At 75.4% G+C, this 17,346-nt stretch carries 13 protein-coding genes; 8 read left to right on the top strand and 5 right to left on the bottom strand.

Features of this window, described 5'->3' with window-relative positions; all coding sequences use genetic code 11:
- Positions 1–36: 36 nt before the first annotated feature.
- Positions 37–2,091, bottom strand: a complete 2,055-nt coding sequence (locus tag ACI78T_RS09560; RefSeq protein WP_456557861.1) for a hypothetical protein — start codon at positions 2,089–2,091, stop codon at positions 37–39.
- Between the two features lie 73 nt (positions 2,092–2,164).
- Positions 2,165–2,830 (bottom strand): ACT domain-containing protein, encoded by a 666-nt coding sequence (locus ACI78T_RS09565; protein ID WP_456557862.1) that lies wholly within the window; start codon positions 2,828–2,830, stop codon positions 2,165–2,167.
- 180 nt (positions 2,831–3,010) lie between these two features.
- On the opposite strand from ACI78T_RS09565, the gene gatC reads away from it, so the two are divergent.
- The 4 genes from gatC to gatB are packed head-to-tail and all read left to right on the top strand — an operon-like array spanning position 3,011 to position 6,535.
- Complete coding sequence (gatC, locus tag ACI78T_RS09570) at positions 3,011–3,310, top strand: Asp-tRNA(Asn)/Glu-tRNA(Gln) amidotransferase subunit GatC (RefSeq protein WP_456557863.1); 300 nt, start codon at positions 3,011–3,013, stop codon at positions 3,308–3,310.
- On the top strand, positions 3,307–4,848 hold the full coding sequence (gene gatA / locus ACI78T_RS09575; RefSeq protein WP_456557864.1) for an Asp-tRNA(Asn)/Glu-tRNA(Gln) amidotransferase subunit GatA: 1,542 nt from the start codon (positions 3,307–3,309) through the stop codon (positions 4,846–4,848). Before gatC ends, gatA begins: the two co-directional genes overlap by 4 nt.
- Complete coding sequence (locus tag ACI78T_RS09580; protein ID WP_456557865.1) at positions 4,845–5,039, top strand: hypothetical protein; 195 nt, start codon at positions 4,845–4,847, stop codon at positions 5,037–5,039. Before gatA ends, ACI78T_RS09580 begins: the two co-directional genes overlap by 4 nt.
- The gene (gene gatB, locus ACI78T_RS09585) at positions 5,036–6,535 is read left to right on the top strand and encodes an Asp-tRNA(Asn)/Glu-tRNA(Gln) amidotransferase subunit GatB (RefSeq protein WP_456557866.1); all 1,500 of its coding nucleotides are present in this window, start codon (positions 5,036–5,038) and stop codon (positions 6,533–6,535) included. Before ACI78T_RS09580 ends, gatB begins: the two co-directional genes overlap by 4 nt.
- Positions 6,536–6,590: 55 nt before the next feature.
- Here gatB and ACI78T_RS09590 read toward each other — a convergent pair whose 3' ends face one another.
- The gene (locus tag ACI78T_RS09590; RefSeq protein WP_456557867.1) at positions 6,591–7,757 is read right to left on the bottom strand and encodes a PQQ-dependent sugar dehydrogenase; all 1,167 of its coding nucleotides are present in this window, start codon (positions 7,755–7,757) and stop codon (positions 6,591–6,593) included.
- 48 nt (positions 7,758–7,805) lie between these two features.
- Here ACI78T_RS09590 and ACI78T_RS09595 point away from each other — a divergent pair, with 48 nt between their 5' ends.
- Entirely contained in the window at positions 7,806–8,753 is a 948-nt protein-coding gene (locus tag ACI78T_RS09595) for a 2-hydroxyacid dehydrogenase (protein WP_456557868.1), read from the top strand.
- Here the strand turns inward: ACI78T_RS09595 and ACI78T_RS09600 are convergent.
- Together ACI78T_RS09600 and ACI78T_RS09605 are read right to left on the bottom strand one after the other, a co-directional pair.
- Complete coding sequence (locus tag ACI78T_RS09600) at positions 8,747–9,130, bottom strand: PH domain-containing protein (RefSeq protein WP_456557869.1); 384 nt, start codon at positions 9,128–9,130, stop codon at positions 8,747–8,749. The two genes, ACI78T_RS09595 and ACI78T_RS09600, sit on opposite strands and share 7 nt — an antisense overlap.
- A 40-nt stretch (positions 9,131–9,170) precedes the next feature.
- Complete coding sequence (locus ACI78T_RS09605; RefSeq protein WP_456557870.1) at positions 9,171–9,998, bottom strand: helix-turn-helix transcriptional regulator; 828 nt, start codon at positions 9,996–9,998, stop codon at positions 9,171–9,173.
- An 84-nt stretch (positions 9,999–10,082) separates the two neighbouring features.
- Here ACI78T_RS09605 and ilvD point away from each other — a divergent pair, with 84 nt between their 5' ends.
- The 3 genes from ilvD to ACI78T_RS09620 all read left to right on the top strand — a co-directional run bounded on the left by ilvD (position 10,083) and on the right by ACI78T_RS09620 (position 17,247).
- On the top strand, positions 10,083–11,795 hold the full coding sequence (ilvD, locus tag ACI78T_RS09610) for a dihydroxy-acid dehydratase (protein ID WP_456557871.1): 1,713 nt from the start codon (positions 10,083–10,085) through the stop codon (positions 11,793–11,795).
- A gap of 107 nt (positions 11,796–11,902) precedes the next feature.
- Positions 11,903–14,545, top strand: a complete 2,643-nt coding sequence (locus ACI78T_RS09615; protein WP_456557872.1) for a putative bifunctional diguanylate cyclase/phosphodiesterase — start codon at positions 11,903–11,905, stop codon at positions 14,543–14,545.
- Positions 14,542–17,247 (top strand): putative bifunctional diguanylate cyclase/phosphodiesterase, encoded by a 2,706-nt coding sequence (locus tag ACI78T_RS09620; protein ID WP_456557873.1) that lies wholly within the window; start codon positions 14,542–14,544, stop codon positions 17,245–17,247. The genes ACI78T_RS09615 and ACI78T_RS09620 overlap by 4 nt, the downstream gene beginning before the upstream one ends.
- Positions 17,248–17,346 lie beyond the last annotated feature (99 nt).

Genomic DNA, 17,346 nt, shown 5'->3' on the forward strand with positions numbered 1-17,346 from the left:
GCCCGGTCTCCAGGCCGGACGGTGCCCGATCGGTGCTCAGTTCCTGCCCGCACCGGCCGGCGGCCGGTCCTCCGGCAGGGAGATGGCCCCGATCTCCGCCGCCCACAGGAGCTCGGTGAGCTCCGCCAGCGCGGTGGCCAGATGTCGGCGGTACGTGCTGAACGGCAGGCCCAGGACCTCGGCGGCCGCTTCCTGGGTCGGTGCCGGCCGGACGAACGTGCGGTCCAGCACCCGTCGCAGCTCGGCGCCGCGGGGCTGCCGGCCCAGCGCGGCGACGCCCCGCTCCAGGGCGGACCGCAGCCGCGCCGGGTCGGCGCCCTCGGGCCCGAGCGCGAGCCGGGAGCCGAACAGCGGGCCGGCCCGGAACCGGTCGTCCCGGTGCAGGTCGCGCAGCGCCGTGCGGACCGCCTCGGTGAAGGCCTCGCGGGTCAACGGGGCGGGTCGCAGGAGGTGCGCCGGCGGCGGACCGGAGGCCCCGGTCCGCTCCCGGTCGTTCATCATGTCCATCCAGCTGTCGACCGGCAGCCGCCGCCAGTCCATCCCGTAGAGCACCGAGGTCCGCCCGCCCACGGCGACCTCGGCGACCCGGCTCATCCCGAGGTAGTCGAAGAAGGGCCCCCAGAACTCCGGGTCCACCGGCGCCGTGAACGACCACGCGAGGGGCTGAGTCAGCCACGTCGTCAGCGCGACGACCGACGAGACCAGGACGGCGTAGGGGTCGCGCTCGTACTCCTGCGTGCCGCCCATGAAGCGCATGACGTGGACCAGCTCGCCGGGTCGCGGCGGTGACGTGCGTGCGGCGTGCTCCAGCACCGCCCGCACGGCCGGGTCGTCGCGCTCGAGGGGCGAGCCGGTGGGCACCAGCAAGCTGAGGGCGAAGGCGGACAGGCCGTCGGACTGCCGCACCACCTGCAGCCCCTCGGGGACGTCGCGGAGCCAGCCGCGGGCGAGCGCCGCGCCGGCCGGCCCGGCGAACCGCTCGACCAGCGCCAGCACGGCCGGGTGGTCCTCGGCGGAGCCCGGGACGACGGCGGCCGACCCGCGGCTGCGCAGCGTCCCGATCGTGCTGGTCAGCGGGCTGTGCCGGTGCAGGAACAGCAGCTGCTGCGCCGGGTGCTGGTGGTCGGGCCCGGCGGCCGTGCGGATCTCGTGGACCACCCGGTCGTGGACGATGCGGTGCAGCCGCCGCTGCCGTTCGGGTGAGCGCCGTTCCAGCTCCGCGGTCAGCACGTCGCGGGCCAGGTCGTGCAGGACCAGGCCGCGCTGGGCGCGGGCGACGTAGGGCTGCCGGGCCAGCCAGTCCCACACCTCGGGTGCGGCCTCGCCGACGGTCTCGGCCAGCAGGTCCTCGGTGGTCGACCACGCCACCGTGCAGGTGGCGAGCCCCACCGCGTGCGCCTCGCCGGGGACCTGGCTCACGACGCACTCCAGCAGCGCCGAGACGAGGTCCGGGGCGTCGGCCAGGGCCGCGGGCAACGGTCCGTCCGCCGCCGTCTCGGCCAGCAGGGCCAGCGCGAGCGGGTGCCCCCGGGACAGCGGGACGAGCCCGGCGTGCCGCTCGACCGGCACCCTGGCGCGGACGAGGAAGTCCCCGCTCTCGGCGTCGGTCAGCGCGTCCAGCCGCAGGGCCGCACCGAACTCCGGCCACCCGGGAAGGCGTCGCCAGGCGGGGTCGGGTGCGTCGCGGCCGGCGAGCACCGCCACGGCGTCGTCGGCCAGCCGGGGGAGGAGCTCCCGGCGCAGCCACTCGTCGGTCGGGCCCAGCTGCTCGTAGTGGTCGACGAGCAGCGCCAGCCCCGGGAGGTCGTCGACCGGCGTCCCGGGCAGCGCGCGGGCGAGTGCGGCGCGGACGCCGTCCGGCGAGGGATCGACCTCCCGGCCGTCGATGAGGAGGGCGGGCCGGCCCGCTGCCAGCGCTCGGGCGCGGAACTCGCCGAGGAGCATCGACTTGCCGATGCCGCCCACGCCGTGCACCAGGAAGACGCGCCGGGGCGACCGCCCGGCCAGCGAGTCGGAGAAGGCCGCCAGCTCCCGGGCGCGGCCGACGAACGTGCGGCCACGGGCCGCGTCGAGCACATCGCCGAGTCGCATCCTCGCCACCCACTCGCTCGCCTCGGTGCGATTGCACCGCATCCCGGGCGCGAGCGGAACCGCCCCGGTGGCGTCAGGCGGGCGGGAGCGTGGCCACCGTCGTGGCGATGCCGGTCAGGTGGGCCAGCCGGAGCAGCTCCGAGCGCCGGAACGCCGGGCCGCCGGACCGGCCGAGCACCACCGCGCACCCCGGCCCGCCGTAGGGGGCGGCCATCATCTCGATCGCCATCTCCCGCCAGCGCTCGGGCAGCCAGTCGTCCTCGCTGGGCAGCAGCCGCGGGCCGGCGAGCGGCATCCAGGGCAGCTCCAGCCCCTCGAACGACGGCGCGGCCTCCGAGGCGGCGGCGACCTCCCACGACTCCGCGGTCGCCGACAGGACCACGGCCCAGCCGCTGTGGAAGACCCGCGGCAGCTCCGCGGCCAGGAGCTTCGCCGAGGTGCCTTCCGCGGCCCGTGCGAGCGCGTCGAGCAGGTCCAGCTCGCGGTGGGTGTCCAGCGGCCCGGCGAAGGGCCGCAGCGACTCGACCGACACCCCCGTGACCGCCTGCGCGGCGGTGATCAGGCTGTCGGGCAGCCGGCCGGGAGGCAGGTCGACGACGACGTCGTCCACGGCCACGCCGTTGCCGCGCTCGAGCACGTCGAGCGAGACGATGTCGATGCCCGCGGTGCCGAGCGCGGTCGCGACGGCTCCCAGGATGCCCGGCTTGTCGGGCACCACCAGGCGCAGGAGATAGGACACGGTTCCTCCGGGTCGTCCTCGGGGTCCTTGTTCGATCTCCGTCGATCGCGATCGGGTGCAGCCTCTCACGCCGGTTCCGCAGCGGAGGCCCTCGCGCGGGCCCCACGTAGAGTGGCTGGGTCACGTACGCGGCCGAGACCCAGGGCCGCCGAGCACTGCGAAGTGGAGTTCCACCCCAGCATGAGCACGCTCTCCCGCAAGGACGTCGCCCACCTGGCGCGCCTGTCGCGCCTGGCGGTGACCGACGAGGAGCTGGACCTCTACGCCGGCCAGCTGTCCGCCGTCCTGGACGCGGTCGCCCAGGTGCAGAAGGCCCCCGTCGAGGACGTGCCGCCCACCACGCACGCGGTGCCGATGACCAACGTCTTCCGCGAGGACGCCGTGCGGCCGAGCCTGCCCCGCGAGGTCGTGCTCGCCGGCGCGCCCGCCGCCGAGGACGGTCGCTTCCGCGTGCCGCGCATCCTGGGGGAGGAGGCGTGACCACCTCCGACGTCACCGGCATGACCGTCCCCGAGCTGCAGGCCGCGCTCCAGGACGGCGCCACCGCGGCCGGGATCGCCGAGGCCTACCTCGACCGCATCGCCGCCACCGACGGCACGCTCGGCTCCTACCTGCACGTCGACCGCGAGGCCGTGCTCGAGCGCGCCGCCGCCGTGGACGCCTCCGGCGACGCCGGCACCGGCCTGGCCGGCATCCCCGTGGCGCTGAAGGACGTCGTCGTCACCGAGGGCATCCCGACCACGAGCGGATCGCGGATCCTCGAGGGCTGGAAGCCGCCCTACGACGCCACCGTCGCCGCCCGGCTCAAGGCCGCCGGCACCGTGCTGCTCGGCAAGACGAACATGGACGAGTTCGCCATGGGCTCGTCCACGGAGAACTCCGCCTACGGCGTGACCCGCAACCCGTGGGACCCCGAGCGGATCCCCGGCGGGTCCTCCGGCGGCTCCTCCGCCGCGGTCGCCGGCGGCCTGGCCCCGTGGGCGATCGGCACCGATACCGGCGGCTCGATCCGGCAGCCGGCGGCCCTGACCGGCCTCGTCGGGCACAAGCCGACCTACGGGTCGGTGTCCCGGTTCGGGCTGATCGCCTTCTCGTCCAGCCTCGACCAGGCGGGCCCGATGGCGCGCACGGTCCTCGACGCGGCGCTCCTGCACGAGGCGATCGGCGGCCACGACCCGCTGGACTCCACGAGCATCGACGCCCCGCTCCCGGTGCTGGCCGAGTGCGCCCGCCGGGGTGCCGACGGCGACCTGTCCGGGCTGACGATCGGCGTCGTCCGCGAGCTCGGCGGCGAGGGCCACACCAACGGCTACGAGCAGGGTGTGCTCGACCGGTTCACCGAGGCGGTCGCGCTGCTGGAGAGCCTGGGCGCGCAGGTCCGCGAGGTCTCCTGCCCGGCCTTCGACCTGGCCCTGCCGGCCTACTACCTGATCGCGCCGAGCGAGGCGTCGTCCAACCTGTCCCGGTTCGACGGCGTCCGGTACGGGCTGCGGGTGGGGGACGACGGCGCCCGGGACCTCGACGAGGTCATGGCGCTCACCCGCGAGCAGGGCTTCGGCCCCGAGGTGAAGCGCCGCATCATCCTGGGCACCTACGCCCTGTCCAGCGGCTACTACGAGGCCTACTACGGGCAGGCGCAGAAGGTGCGCACGCTGATCAGCCGCGACTTCAACGCCGCCTTCGACGCCGAGGGGACCGGGGTCGACGTCCTCGTCAGCCCCACCACGCCGACGGTCGCCTTCCCGCTGGGCTCCCGGGTCGACGACCCGGTCGCCATGTACGCCGCCGACCTCTGCACGCTGCCGGCCAGCCTGGCCGGCGTGCCGGCGATCTCGGTGCCGTGCGGGCTCTCCGACGGCCTGCCCGTGGGCTTCCAGATCATGGCCCCGGCGCTCGCCGACGACCGCTGCTACCGCGTCGCCGCCGCTCTCGAGGCCGCGCAGGACGCCGCCCGCGGCTCGCGCTTCCTCGACCAGCTGCCGGCCCGCGTCGCCGAGCCCGTGGAGGGTGCGGCGTGAACGGCGCGCTGAAGCTCGCCTGGGGCCTCACGGTCTTCGTGGTCGTGGTCGGCGTCATCGGCTGGATCGCCAGCGGCCGCCCCGTCTTCACCGTCTTCGTCGTCCTCGGGGTGCTCACGGGGGCGGCCGCCGCCTTCGCGCTGCGCACCACCCCGGACCGTCCCACCCGCAAGGAGGGCCCCACCTCGTGAGCACCGACACGCTGGTCGACTTCGACGAGGTCCTCACCCGCTACGAGCCGGTGATCGGCCTCGAGACGCACGTCGAGCTCGGCACCGCCTCGAAGATGTTCTGCGGCTGCTCGACCACGTTCGGGGCCGAGCCGAACACCCAGACCTGCCCGGTGTGCCTGGGCCTGCCCGGCTCGCTGCCGGTGGCCAACGCGATGGCCATCGAGTCGACGATCCGGATCGGCCTGGCGCTGGGCTGCCGGATCGCCACGTGGTGCCGGTTCGCGCGGAAGAACTACTTCTACCCGGACATCCCCAAGGGCTTCCAGACGACCCAGTACGACGAGCCGCTCTGCACCGCGGGGCACCTCGACGTCGAGGTCGACGGCGAGACCTACCGGGTGGAGATCGAGCGGGTGCACCTCGAGGAGGACACCGGCAAGAACCTGCACGTCGGCGGGGCCACCGGGCGCATCCACGGCGCCGACCACTCGCTGATCGACTACAACCGCGCCGGCATCCCCCTGGTGGAGATCGTCACCCGGCCGATCCTGGGCGCCGGGGCCAAGGCGCCCGAGGTGGCGCGGGCCTACGTCACGGAGCTGCGCGAGATCCTGCTCGCCCTCGGGGTCTCCGAGGTGCGCATGGAGCAGGGCAACCTGCGCAGCGACGTGAACACCTCCATCGCGCCGATCGGCAGCCTGGAGTGGGGCACCCGCACGGAGACGAAGAACGTCAACTCGCTGCGCTCGGTGGAGCGGGCGGTCCGGTTCGAGATGCGCCGCCAGGCGGCGGTCATCGACGGCGGCGGCACCATCACGCAGGAGACCCGGCACTTCCACGAGGACACCGGCACCACCTCGCCGGGCCGGAGCAAGGAGGAGGCGACCGACTACCGGTACTTCCCCGAGCCCGACCTCGTCCCCGTCGCTCCCGACGAGGAGTGGGTGGAGAAGCTCCGCGCCACGCTGCCGGAGCTGCCCGCCGCCCGGCGCGCCCGGCTCTCCGACGAGTGGGGCATCTCGCCGACCGAGATGGCCTGGCTGGTCAACGCCGGCGCCGTCGAGCTGGTCAGCGACACCGTCGCCGCGGGGGCCTCGCCCGCCGACGCCCGCAAGTGGTGGCTCGGCGAGCTGGCCCGCCGCGCGAACGACGCCGGCACCGACCTGGCCGAGCTGGCCATCACGCCCGCGCAGGTCGCCCAGCTCATCGGGCTGATCTCCGCCGGCACCATCAACGACCAGCTGGCGCGCCAGGCGCTCGACGGCGTGCTGGCCGGCGAGGGCGACCCCGCCGCGGTGGTCGAGGCGCGCGGGCTCGCCGTCATGGGTGAGTCCGACGAGCTGGTCGCGGCCGTCGACGCCGCCATCGAGGGCAACCCGGACGTCGCCGAGAAGGTCCGCGGCGGCAAGGTGCAGGCCATCGGCGCGCTGGTCGGTGCGGTCATGAAGACGACGCGCGGCAAGGCCGACGCCGCCACGGTCAAGCGCATGCTCGAGGAGCGCCTCACCGCGTGAGCGGTTGTGCGCTGGTCCACCTCTCAGCAGCCCCGAAAGGTGGACCAGCGCACAGTCACAACGGGGAGGTCCCCGCGGCGGACGGCGGGAGGATCCGGAGCACGCGGTCGTCCTCCGCGACCGGGGTCCCGATGCCGTCGCGGTTGGACGTGGTGATCCACAGGGCGCCCTCGGCGTCGAGGACGACGGTGCGCAGCCGGCCGTACTGCCCGCCCAGGAACTCCTCCGGGTCGCCGACGACCGCGCCGGTGCCGTCGAGGGCGAACGCGTGGATCCGCTGGCCGTCCAGCGCGCCCAGGAACACCGCCCCGCCGGCCGCGGCGCACCCGCCCGGCCCGCCCTCCTCGGCCGGCACCTCGATCAGCGGTGCCACGGTCCCGTAGTCGGCGCCCTCGGTGACCAGGTCGACCGCGTCGGGCCCCTCGGCGGCGTCGTCGGTGGCGTAGAGGGTGGCCACCGGCTCCTCCTGGGCCTCCTCGTCGGCGACGACCACCTGGCACAGGGCCGTCACGTCGCGGTGCCCGCGGCTGTAGACGGGGGTGGGGCCCACCGCCCGGCCGAAGACGTCGATGCGCAGCACCTTGCCCCCGAGCGAGTTCGGGTCCTGCCCCACGGCCGGGTCGCCCGCGTCGCCGGTGCCGACGAACAGGTGGCCGTCGGGCCCGAAGACCAGACCGCCTCCGTTGTGCCGCTCGCCGCGCGGGATGCCGGTGAACACCGGGTTCGGCGTCCCGCCGAGCGGGAAGCGCACCACCCGGTTGTCGGTCGCGGTGGAGACGTAGGCGTAGAGCAGCCCGTCCTCGAGGTACGTCGGCGACGCGGCCAGCCCGAGCAGCCCGCCGTCCCCGGCGGTGTCGATGCCGGGCACGGTCATGAGCTCGCGCGGCGGGGACCGGTCGGCGAACACCTGCAGCAGGCGGCCGGTGTCCCGCTCGCCGACGATCGCGCTCCCGTCGGGGAGCACGACCAGCCCGGTGGGCACCGCGAGCCCGGACGCGACGACGTTGGGGTCGCCGCCCTCCTCGCCGGAGCCCGGCTCCGCCGGCTGTCCGGGGACCGGGGCCTGCGACGACGGTGGGCCCACCTCCGGCGGCGCGCCCTCGGGGAGCGGGCGGAACGGGCCGCTCGGCTCGTAGCCGTCGTCCCCGCAGCCGGTCAGGACGGCGGCGGCCAGCACCACGGCGAGCAGCCGCGCGGTGCGCCGTCCCGACCGTCGTCCCACCCGGATCACAGTACGTGCGCCGGAGGGGGCGCCGCCTAGAGTCCGGGCGTGCCGCGCCTGCCGCTGGACCCCGACGAGACCCTCCACGTCCTCGTGCCCTCGCGGGCGATCGCGGCGGCCGTCGAGGCGGTGTCCCCGCGCGTCCGCGCGCACCGGATCGACGCGGCCGACGGCCCTCCGACCGGGGACGCCGCGCTCGCGCAGGTGTGGGTGCCGCGGTCGGGCGGCGCCGCGCTGCCGGGGCAGGACTTCTTCGACGCGCTCCCGGGGCTCCGGCTGGTCCAGTTGCTCAGCGCCGGGGCGGAGACCTTCGCCGGCCGGCTGCCCGAGGGCATCCTGCTCTGCAACGCCCGCGGCGCGCACACGCCGTCGACGGCGGAGTGGGCGGTCACCGCCGCGCTGGCGGCGCAGCGCGGCATCCCGTTCTTCGTGCGGGAGCAGGAGGCGGGGCGGTGGACCTTCACGACGCACCGGTCGCTGGTCGGCGCCCGCGTCCTCGTGGTGGGCGCCGGTGACATCGGCCGCGCCATCGGCCGCATGCTGGCCGGCTTCGACGTGCGGCTGACCTACGTCGCCCGGACCGCCCGGGACGGGGTGCACGCCATCGACGAGCTGCCGGCCCTGCTCCCGCACGCCGACGTCGTGATCGTCGTCGTCCCCGTGACCTCGGAGACCACCGGCATGGTCGACGCCGGCTTCCTCGCGGCGATGCCCGACGGCGCGCTCCTGGTCAACGCCGCCCGGGGGGTGGTCGTCGACACCGACGCGCTGCTGGCCGAGCTCCGGGCCGGCCGCCTCCGAGCCGCGCTCGACGTGACCGACCCCGAGCCGCTGCCCGAGGGGCACCCGCTGTGGGAGGCGCCTGGCCTGCTGCTCACGCCGCACGTCGGGGGAGCGGTGCCCGAGACCAACGCCCGTGCGGCGGCCGCCGTCACCGACCAGGTCGAGCGGATCCTGACCGGGCAGCCGCTGGCGAACGTCGTCGGCAGCTACTGAGCCGGAGGTTCCGGGACGTCGATCCGGCCGCCCGACAGGGCCGCGAGGCGGGGGAGGTCGCGGGCCCGCATCACCGGCATCTTCACCTCGGTGCCGCCGGTGGTGACCAGCCAGAGGTCACCGCGGGGCGCCACCCGGATGCCCACGAGCTCGGTCCACGGCACCCGGCGCTCACCGGCCAGGGAGCGCACGGTCAGCCCGTCGTCGGCGATGTCGACGCCGACCCGCAGCACCCACAGGGCGACGGCGAGCGGGATCAGCAGCAGGACGAGGGTCCACGGCGGCGCGGCGAAGGCCAGCGGGACCGCGCAGATCGCGAGCAGGCCGACGGGCAGCAGCGCGGTCCGGTTCATCCGGAGACGGACAGAGGCGGCCACGTCTGCCGATCCTCCCAGACCGCCCCGCACGCGCGGCTCGTCAGGCATCGGCCGTCATGCGGGCGAGCTTCGCCGCGGAGTCCGTGCCCTCCGCCGCGGTGTAGACGACCAGCTGGAGACCCGGCGCGTCGGCGGGGGTGAGCTGGTGGTGCTCGAGCAGGAGGGTCCCTACCCCGGGGTGCTCGAACCGGCGTTCGCCGGAGCTGAACCTGTCGACGTCGTGGCTGGCCCAGCCGGACCGGAAGTGCGGGCTGGCCTCCTCCAGCCGGGCGACGAGCTCGACCACCTCCGGGTCGGCGAGCCGCGGGCCGACCTCCGCGCGGAACTGGGTGAGGAACCGCCGGCTGTCGGTGGCCCAGTCGCCCAGCAGCTCGCGGACGGCCGGATCGGTGAACACCAGCCAGAGGAGGTTGCGCTCTTCGGCCGGGCACGCCGCGACCCCGGGGTAGAACCGCTCGTAGGCGCGGTTCCACCCGACGATCGACCAGCTCGACGTGATGACGTAGGCGGGGGAGGAGCCGAGCGCGTCCACGAGCCGCTGCACGTGGGACGGCATCGCCTCGGGAGCGCTGGTGGCGACGGAGCCGCCGTGCCCGGCCAGTCGCAAGACGTACTCGTGCTCGGCCGGCGACATCCGCAGCGTCCGGGCCAGGGCGTCGACCACCTGCCGGGAGGGCCGGATGTCGCGGCCCTGCTCGAGCCACGTGTACCAGGTGTGGCTCACGCCCGACAGCAGCGCGACCTCCTCGCGGCGCAGCCCCGGTGTGCGGCGGGCGCCACCGGTGGGCAGGCCGGACTCACGGGGGTCGAGCTGGCGACGCCGGGAGGCGAGGAAGTCGGCCAGCTCTCGGCGGGCGGTGGACGGCACGGGCGGCTCCGTTCGGTGGTGGTACCGGTACCAGTATCGACGCACTCCTTGTCGTCGCCGGCGACCGGCCTAGCATCGGCGCTCGTGACGACGCTCGAGGAACGCCCCGCAGGCAGTGGCACCGCCGACCTGAAGCCCCGCAGCCGCGAGGTGACCGACGGGGACGCCAAGGCCCCCGCGCGCGCCATGCTGCGCGCCGTCGGCATGCAGGACGAGGACTTCAGCAAGCCGCAGATCGGCGTCGCGTCGTCCTGGAACGAGATCACCCCGTGCAACCTGTCGCTGGACCGGCTGGCCAAGCGGGCCAAGGAGGGGGTCCACGCGGCCGGCGGCTTCCCGCTCGAGTTCGGCACCATCTCCGTCTCCGACGGGATCTCCATGGGCCACGAGGGCATGCGCGCCTCGCTGGTCTCCCGCGAGGTCATCGCCGACTCGGTCGAGACCGTCATGTTCGCCGAGCGGCTGGACGGCTCGGTCCTGCTGGCCGGCTGCGACAAGTCGCTGCCCGGCATGCTCATGGCCGCCGCGCGCCTCGACCTGGCCAGCGTCTTCCTCTACTCCGGCTCCACGCTGCCCGGGAAGCTCGGCGACCGCGACGACCTGACGATCATCGACGTCTTCGAGGCCGTCGGCGCCTGCGCGCGCGGGCTGATCAGCCGCGACGAGCTCACCGCCATCGAGAAGGCCGCCTGCCCCGGCCAGGGTTCCTGCGGCGGCATGTACACCGCCAACACGATGGCCAGCGTCGCCGAGGCGCTCGGCATGGCGCTGCCCGGCAGCGCCGCGCCGCCGGCGCCCGACAGCCGCCGCGACGCGTTCGCCGTCGCCTCCGGCGAGGCGGTCGTGAACCTGCTCCGCAAGGGCATCACCGCCCGCCAGATCATGACGAAGGAGGCGTTCGAGAACGCCATCACCGTCGTCATGGCGCTGGGCGGCTCGACCAACGCCGTCCTGCACCTGCTGGCCATCGCGCACGAGGCGCGGGTCGACCTCACGCTCGACGACTTCAACCGCATCGGTGACCGCACCCCGCACCTGGCCGACGTCAAGCCCTTCGGCCGGTTCGTGATGACCGACATCGACCGCGTCGGCGGCGTCCCGGTCGTCCTGCGGGCGCTGCTGGACGCCGGGCTGCTGCACGGCGACACGCTCACCGTCACCGGCAGGACCATGGCCGAGAACCTCGCCGAGATCGCGCCGCCGGACCTCGACGGCACGATCGTGCACGCGATGAACAACCCCATCCACAAGACCGGTGGCCTCACCATCCTGCGCGGCTCGCTGTCACCCGAGGGCGCGGTCGTGAAGTCCGCCGGGTTCGACGCCGAGGTCTTCGAGGGCACCGCGCGTGTCTTCGACGGCGAGCAGGGCGCGATGGACGCCGTCACCGAGGGCACGCTGAAGGCCGGCGACGTCGTCGTCATCCGGTACGAGGGCCCCCGCGGCGGTCCGGGCATGCGCGAGATGCTCGCCGTCACCGGGGCGATCAAGGGCGCGGGCCTCGGCAAGGACGTCCTGCTGCTCACCGACGGCCGGTTCTCCGGCGGGACGACGGGCCTGTGCGTCGGCCACGTCGCGCCCGAGGCGGCCGACGGCGGCCCGATCGCGTACGTCCGGGACGGCGACCGGATCCGGTTGGACCTCGCGGCCCGCACGCTCGACCTGCTCGTGGACGACGACGAGCTGGCCCGGCGGAAGGTCGGCTGGGAGCCGCTGCCGCCGCGCTACACCACCGGCGTGCTCGGCAAGTACGCCAAGCTCGTCGGATCGGCGGCGCAGGGCGCCATCTGCGGCTGACCGGGGGCCCGGTCACTCCCGGTCACCGGCTCCGGGCGCGTCACCCCGACGGGTGACGGCGTCCGGGGGCGGCTCGTCCTCCCCGGTGACGCTGCCGAGAGGACGGTGTGGACTCTCGTCGATGGTGGCTGCTCGCCGCCGCTGTGCCGGTCGCCCTCGGGTGCGCCCTGGCCGCGGCGCGACCCGCCCTGCACGCCGCCGGTGAGATCGCCGTCGTGGGCGCCGGCGTGCTCGCCGCGGCCGTGCTGTGGACCACCGCACCGCGCACGGCCCGACCCCGGGCCTGGCGGCTGTTCGCCGCCGCACCCCTGTTCCCGGTGGCCGCCGCGCTCGTCGCGGCCATCGCCGCCCCGGTGGAACCCGTCCAGATGGCGGTCCTCCGCTGGGTGCCGACGGTCCCCGGCTACCTGATCGCCATCGTCGCGATCCTCAGCCTGGTCGACTGCCGCGGGCTGCGCGCCCGCCCTCGCGCCGCCGTCGAGGTGGCCCTGTTCCTGTTCGCGTCGCTGATCATGGTCAGCCTGCTCGTCGTGGGCCCGGCCGGCCGCTGGTCGGCGCTCGGCCTCGACGAGCGCGTGGTGCTCGGCGCCGCGGTGCTCACCACGTCCGCCACGATGGCCGCGGCGCTCACGGCGCTGGGCGTCGTCGAGCCCAGCCGTCGGACGATGGCCGTCGTGCTCCTGGCCGGGACGGCCCTGCTGACCGCCGGCCGCGGCCTGAGCACGTCCGCGATGCTCGGCGGCTCGCCGGTGCCCCTGGGCGCCGCGCGCTTCCCGGTCGCCGCCGGCCTGCTGCTGCTCTCGTTCGCCGTCCTGCTGGACGCCCGGCCCGTCGAGGACAGCCCGCGACGCCAGGGACGGCGCTCGTTCGACCTGGGGCAGGTGCTCCCGCACCTCGCGCTGTTCGCCGCCGTGGCGAGCGTGGGCGGCGTCGCGCTGACCGGTGAGCGCCCGACCGGCGGGATGATCGCCGGCCTGGTCTTCTGCGTGGCGCTGGCCGCGCTGCACCGGTGGATGACCGCGCGCGAGGAGAACCGCCTCACCGCCCGCCTGCGGCGCAGCGAGTCCTACTTCCGGTCCGTGGTCCAGTCCTCGGGCGACGCCGTCGTCATCCTGGACGACGACCTGCGCATCACCTGGGCCTCCCCGGCGCTGGACCGGGCCCTCGGCGAGGCCGCGACCCGCCTGGTGGGGCAGCCCCTGCTCGGGTGCGTCCACCCCGACGACGTCCCGGCCCTGACGGCCGCGCTGCCGGCGGCCGGCGCCCTCTCGGCGCCGGTCTCCGCCGACACGGGCCTGCTCACCGTCCGCCTGCCCGACGCGGCGGGGGAGTGGCGCTACCTGGAGGCCGGCGTCTCCGACCTGCGCCGCGCCCCCGACGTCGGCGCCGTCGTCCTGCACTGCCGCGACATGACCGAGCGGCACGCCCGCGAGCAGGCGCTGCAGGGGATCGCCTACACCGACCCCATGACCGGTCTGCCGAACCAGGTTGGGGTGCTGTCGACCCTGCAGGCGACGCTCACCGAGCCCCAGGACGCCCCGTCGACCTTCCTGATGATCGAGCTCGTCGGGCTGGCCGCGGTCCGCGAGAACGCCGGCCGCGACACCGTCAGCGCCGCGATGACCGAGATCGCCCGCCGGTTGCGCGCCACGGTCCGCGGCGAGGACACCGTCGCCCGGCTCGGCGGTGGCGCCTTCGCCGTCCTGGCCCGGGGCGACGACGCCGACGCCGACCGCCTGGCCAACCGCTGCCTGTCCGTGGTCGAGCAGCCGATCGTCACGCAGGCGGGGCTCGTCGAGCTCACCGCCGGGATCGGCGTGGTGCCGATCGAGCCCGGCACGGCCGTCGACGCCGTCCTCGAGCGGGCCGACCTCGCGGTGCGCGCCGCCCACGAGGCGGGGGAGGGCACCGCCCGGCGCTACGACGTCTCGCTCGGCGACGCCGCCGCGCGCCGCGAGCGGCTGCGGCACGACCTGCGCGGCGCCCGGAGCCGCGACGAGCTCTACCTGCTCTTCCAGCCGATCGTGTCCCTCGAGCAGCAGCGGATCACCGGCGTGGAGGCCGAGCTGCGCTGGCGGCACGGGACCCTCGGCGAGATCGCGCCGGCCGAGTTCATCCCGGTCGCCGAGCGCGCGGGCCTGATCGGCGAGCTCGTCCGCTGGGGCCTCGAGGAGGCCGCCACCGCGGCCGCGGCTCTGCCCGTGAGCGGTGCTCCGTTGCGCATCGGCATGCGGGTGTCGGCCGGCTACCTCGCCGGCGGCACCGTCGTCGGCGACGTGGAGTCGGCCCTGGACCGGTCCGGGCTGTCGGCCGAGCGCCTCGTCCTCCAGGTCGGCGCACCGGCCGGCGGGGCCGAGGACGAGCGGCTGCACCTCGACATCTCCAGCCTGCGGCTCATGGGTGTGCACGTGGCCCTCACCGGGTTCGGCGGTCAGTCGTCGGCGCTGGCCCACCTGACGCGGCTGCCCATCGACATCGTGAAGCTCGACCGCTCGCTGATCACCCGGATCGACCGCGACCCGCAGAGCCGGGCGCTGTGCGAGTCGGTCGTGGGCATCGGCCGGGCGCTGGGGCTCGACGTCGTCGCCGAGGGGGTCGAGACGACCGCCCAGCTGGCCGCGCTGACCGGCTTCGGCTGCGGCTTCGCGCAGGGCTTCGTCATCTCCCGTCCGCTGTCCCTGACCGGCTTCCTCGAGCTGCTCACCGACGGCGGCGACGTCCTGCTGCCGGGTCTGGTGGGTGCCCGATGACCTCCGCCCTCCGGCGCGGGTCGCGGACGGCCTACCTCCTGCTCGCTGCGATCGCGCTCCTGATGACGGGGCTGCGGCTGGTCGCGCCCCCGGTCGCGGCCGCGGTCGCCGCGCCGCTGCTGTGCCTCGCCTCGGGCTTCGCGGCGACGGTCCTCCTGCGCAACGCGAGGCGGCTCCCGACCCGGTCGGCTCGTCCGTGGCGCGCCGTCGGCCTGGCCGGCGCCCTCCTCGCGCTGGGGCAGGCCGTGGCCACGTTCACCTGGGGCGGCCCCGAGCGCGGCAACTGGGGCGACGTGCCGACCCTGCTGGCCGTCCCGGCCGCCGTCGCCGCCTGCCTCCTGCTCCTCCCGCCCAGCACCGGTCGCCGGATCGGCTCGCGCGTCCTGCTCGACGGCGCAGTCGTGCTCGTGGCGGTCGCGCTGCTCGGGGCCGTGGTCCTGCGCGACGTCGTGGCGCGCACCGACGGTCTCGCGTCGGCGCTGATCACCGTCGGCTACCCCGCAGTGGGGGCCCTGCTCTGCGGCGTCGGCCTGGTCGCCCTGGCCCGGGTGCACGAGACCCGCCGGCGCGCTGCCGCGTGGCTGCTCGCGTCCGTCGTGGCCATGACCGTGGTCGCGGTGTCCGGCGCGCTCGGCCGCGTCCTGGGCAGCACGCTCTCCGAGGTGCTCACCGTGGTCGCCTGGACGGCGATGCTCGCGACCGCCGTGCGCGCCGTCGACTCCGACCCGGGCGAGCCGGCCGAGGTGCTCGAGGCCTCCGGCGGCCTGCCGCTGCTCGGGTTCTGCCTGAGCACCGTGTCGGCGTACGCGGTCGGGGGGTTCGTGCTCGTGCAGCTGTTCGGGGGTCGCGCCCCGACGCTGCTCGAGGGCATCGGCCTCGGCGGCCTGATGGGGCTGAGCTTCGTCCGCCAGCTGCTCTGGGCCCGCGACGGCGCCCGGCTCACCGGGCGGCTGCAGCGGACGGAGGCGTACTTCCGCGCGCTCGTGTCGAGCGCCGAGGACGTGACGGCCGTGGTGGACGCGACCGGCACGGTCACCTGGCTCTCCGGCGCCGTCCGGACCCAGCTCGGCTGGTCGTCGCAGGACCTCACCGGCCGCAACCTCACCGAGCTGCTGCACCCCGACGACCGCGGCATGGTCCAGCGGGCCTCGGCCGTGCTGTCCGGCGCGCCGGCCGACGGCCTGCCGGCCACGGTCCGGCTCCGGACGCAGGACGGCGGGTGGCGCGACGTCGAGATCACCGGAGCCGCGCGCGCCGGTGTGCCCGGCACCGCCCTGCGCGACGGCCTGGTGCTGCACCTGCGCGACGTCACCGAGCGGCGCTCCAGCCAGCGCGAGCTCGAGCGGCTGGCCTACACCGACTTCCTCACCGGGCTGCCCAACCGCGCCCGCCTCATGGCCGGCCTGTCCGCCGCCCGGACGCGCGTGGCGAAGGGGCAGTCGGCCAGCCTCCTGCTCCTCGACCTCGACGGCTTCAAGCCGGTGAACGACGTCGCCGGGCACGAGGCGGGCGACCACCTGCTCGTCCAGGTCGCCGAGCGGCTGCGGGCCAACGTCCGCGACGGCGACCTCGTGGGCCGCCTCGGCGGCGACGAGTTCGCGGTGCTCGTCGCCGACGGGCTGGAGGAGGCCACCGCGCTCGCCGAGCGGATCGTCGCCGACCTCCGCACCGTCCGGCCGGCGGTCGGCACCGCCGCCCACACCGACGGCGTGGTCTTCGACATCTCGGGCAGCATCGGCGTCACCGAGCTGGACGCGGCCGACGAGACCTCCGCCACGATCCGCCGGGCGGACGTCGCGCTGCGCGCCGCCAAGGCCGCCGGCAAGAGCTGCGTGCGCACCGCGGGCCAGGCGGTCGACACCGCGATGGGCCGGCGGGCCCGGCTCGCCCACGACCTCCCCGAGGCGATCGAGCAGGGCCAGTTCCGCGTCGTCTACCAGCCGGTCGCCGGCGTCGAGGAGCGCCGGATCCTGGGCCTGGAAGCGCTGGTGCGGTGGGACCACCCGGTCCTCGGCACGGTGCCGCCCGACGAGTTCATCGCCCTCGCCGAGGGCGACGGGCTGATCGTTCCGCTGCAGCAGTGGGTGCTGCGGCGGGCGACCGCGGACTTCGCCGGCCTCGTCACCGAGGGGCGCGATCTCAAGCTGGGCGTCAACGTGTCCGTGCGCCACCTGCAGGCCGGCTGCCTGGCGCCGGACGTGGCGCAGGCGCTCGCGGACTCCGGGCTCGCCCCGGACCGGCTCATGATCGAGGTCACCGAGTCGGTGCTCCTCGACGCCGAGGACCGGCTGGAGAGCGACCTGGGGACTCTGCGCGAGATGGGCTGCATCATCTCGCTGGACGACTTCGGCCGCGGCTACTCGTCCCTGGCCTACCTCGCCCGGCTGCCGGTCGACGTCCTGAAGATGGACCGCGAGTTCATCGCCGACATCGAGGGCGACCCCCGCGGCGCGGCGCTGGTCGCGGCGGTGGTGGACCTCGGGCGGACGCTCGGCATGGACGTCGTGGCGGAGGGCGTCGAGACCCCTGGGCAGCTGCACGCGCTGCAGGAGATGCGGTGCCGGTACGTCCAGGGCTGGCTGCTGGGCCGCCCGGTGGACCTGGCCGACCTGCGGCCCCTCCTCGACGCGTTCGACCCCGGGCTCTTCGACGGGACGCCGGAAATGGACACCGATGTCCACCTGGTGGGACGGGCTGGTTGACGGGCGCCTCCGACCAGGCGCACAGTGTGCAGGTGCCTCGCGCCAGCATGCTTCTCGTAGTCGCCTAGCGCGTCGGTCCTGCGACCGACGCGCTGACCC

Source organism: Blastococcus sp. SYSU D00922 (genome assembly GCF_054050495.1).

What these genes read in the sequence shown, in the direction of transcription:
- ACI78T_RS09620 (WP_456557873.1), top strand. Translation starts at nt 14,542, where the DNA reads ATGACCTCCGCCCTCCGGCGCGGGTCGCGGACGGCCTACCTCCTGCTC.
- ACI78T_RS09560 (WP_456557861.1), bottom strand. Translation starts at nt 2,091, where the DNA reads ATGCGACTCGGCGATGTGCTCGACGCGGCCCGTGGCCGCACGTTCGTC.
- gatC (WP_456557863.1), top strand. Translation starts at nt 3,011, where the DNA reads ATGAGCACGCTCTCCCGCAAGGACGTCGCCCACCTGGCGCGCCTGTCG.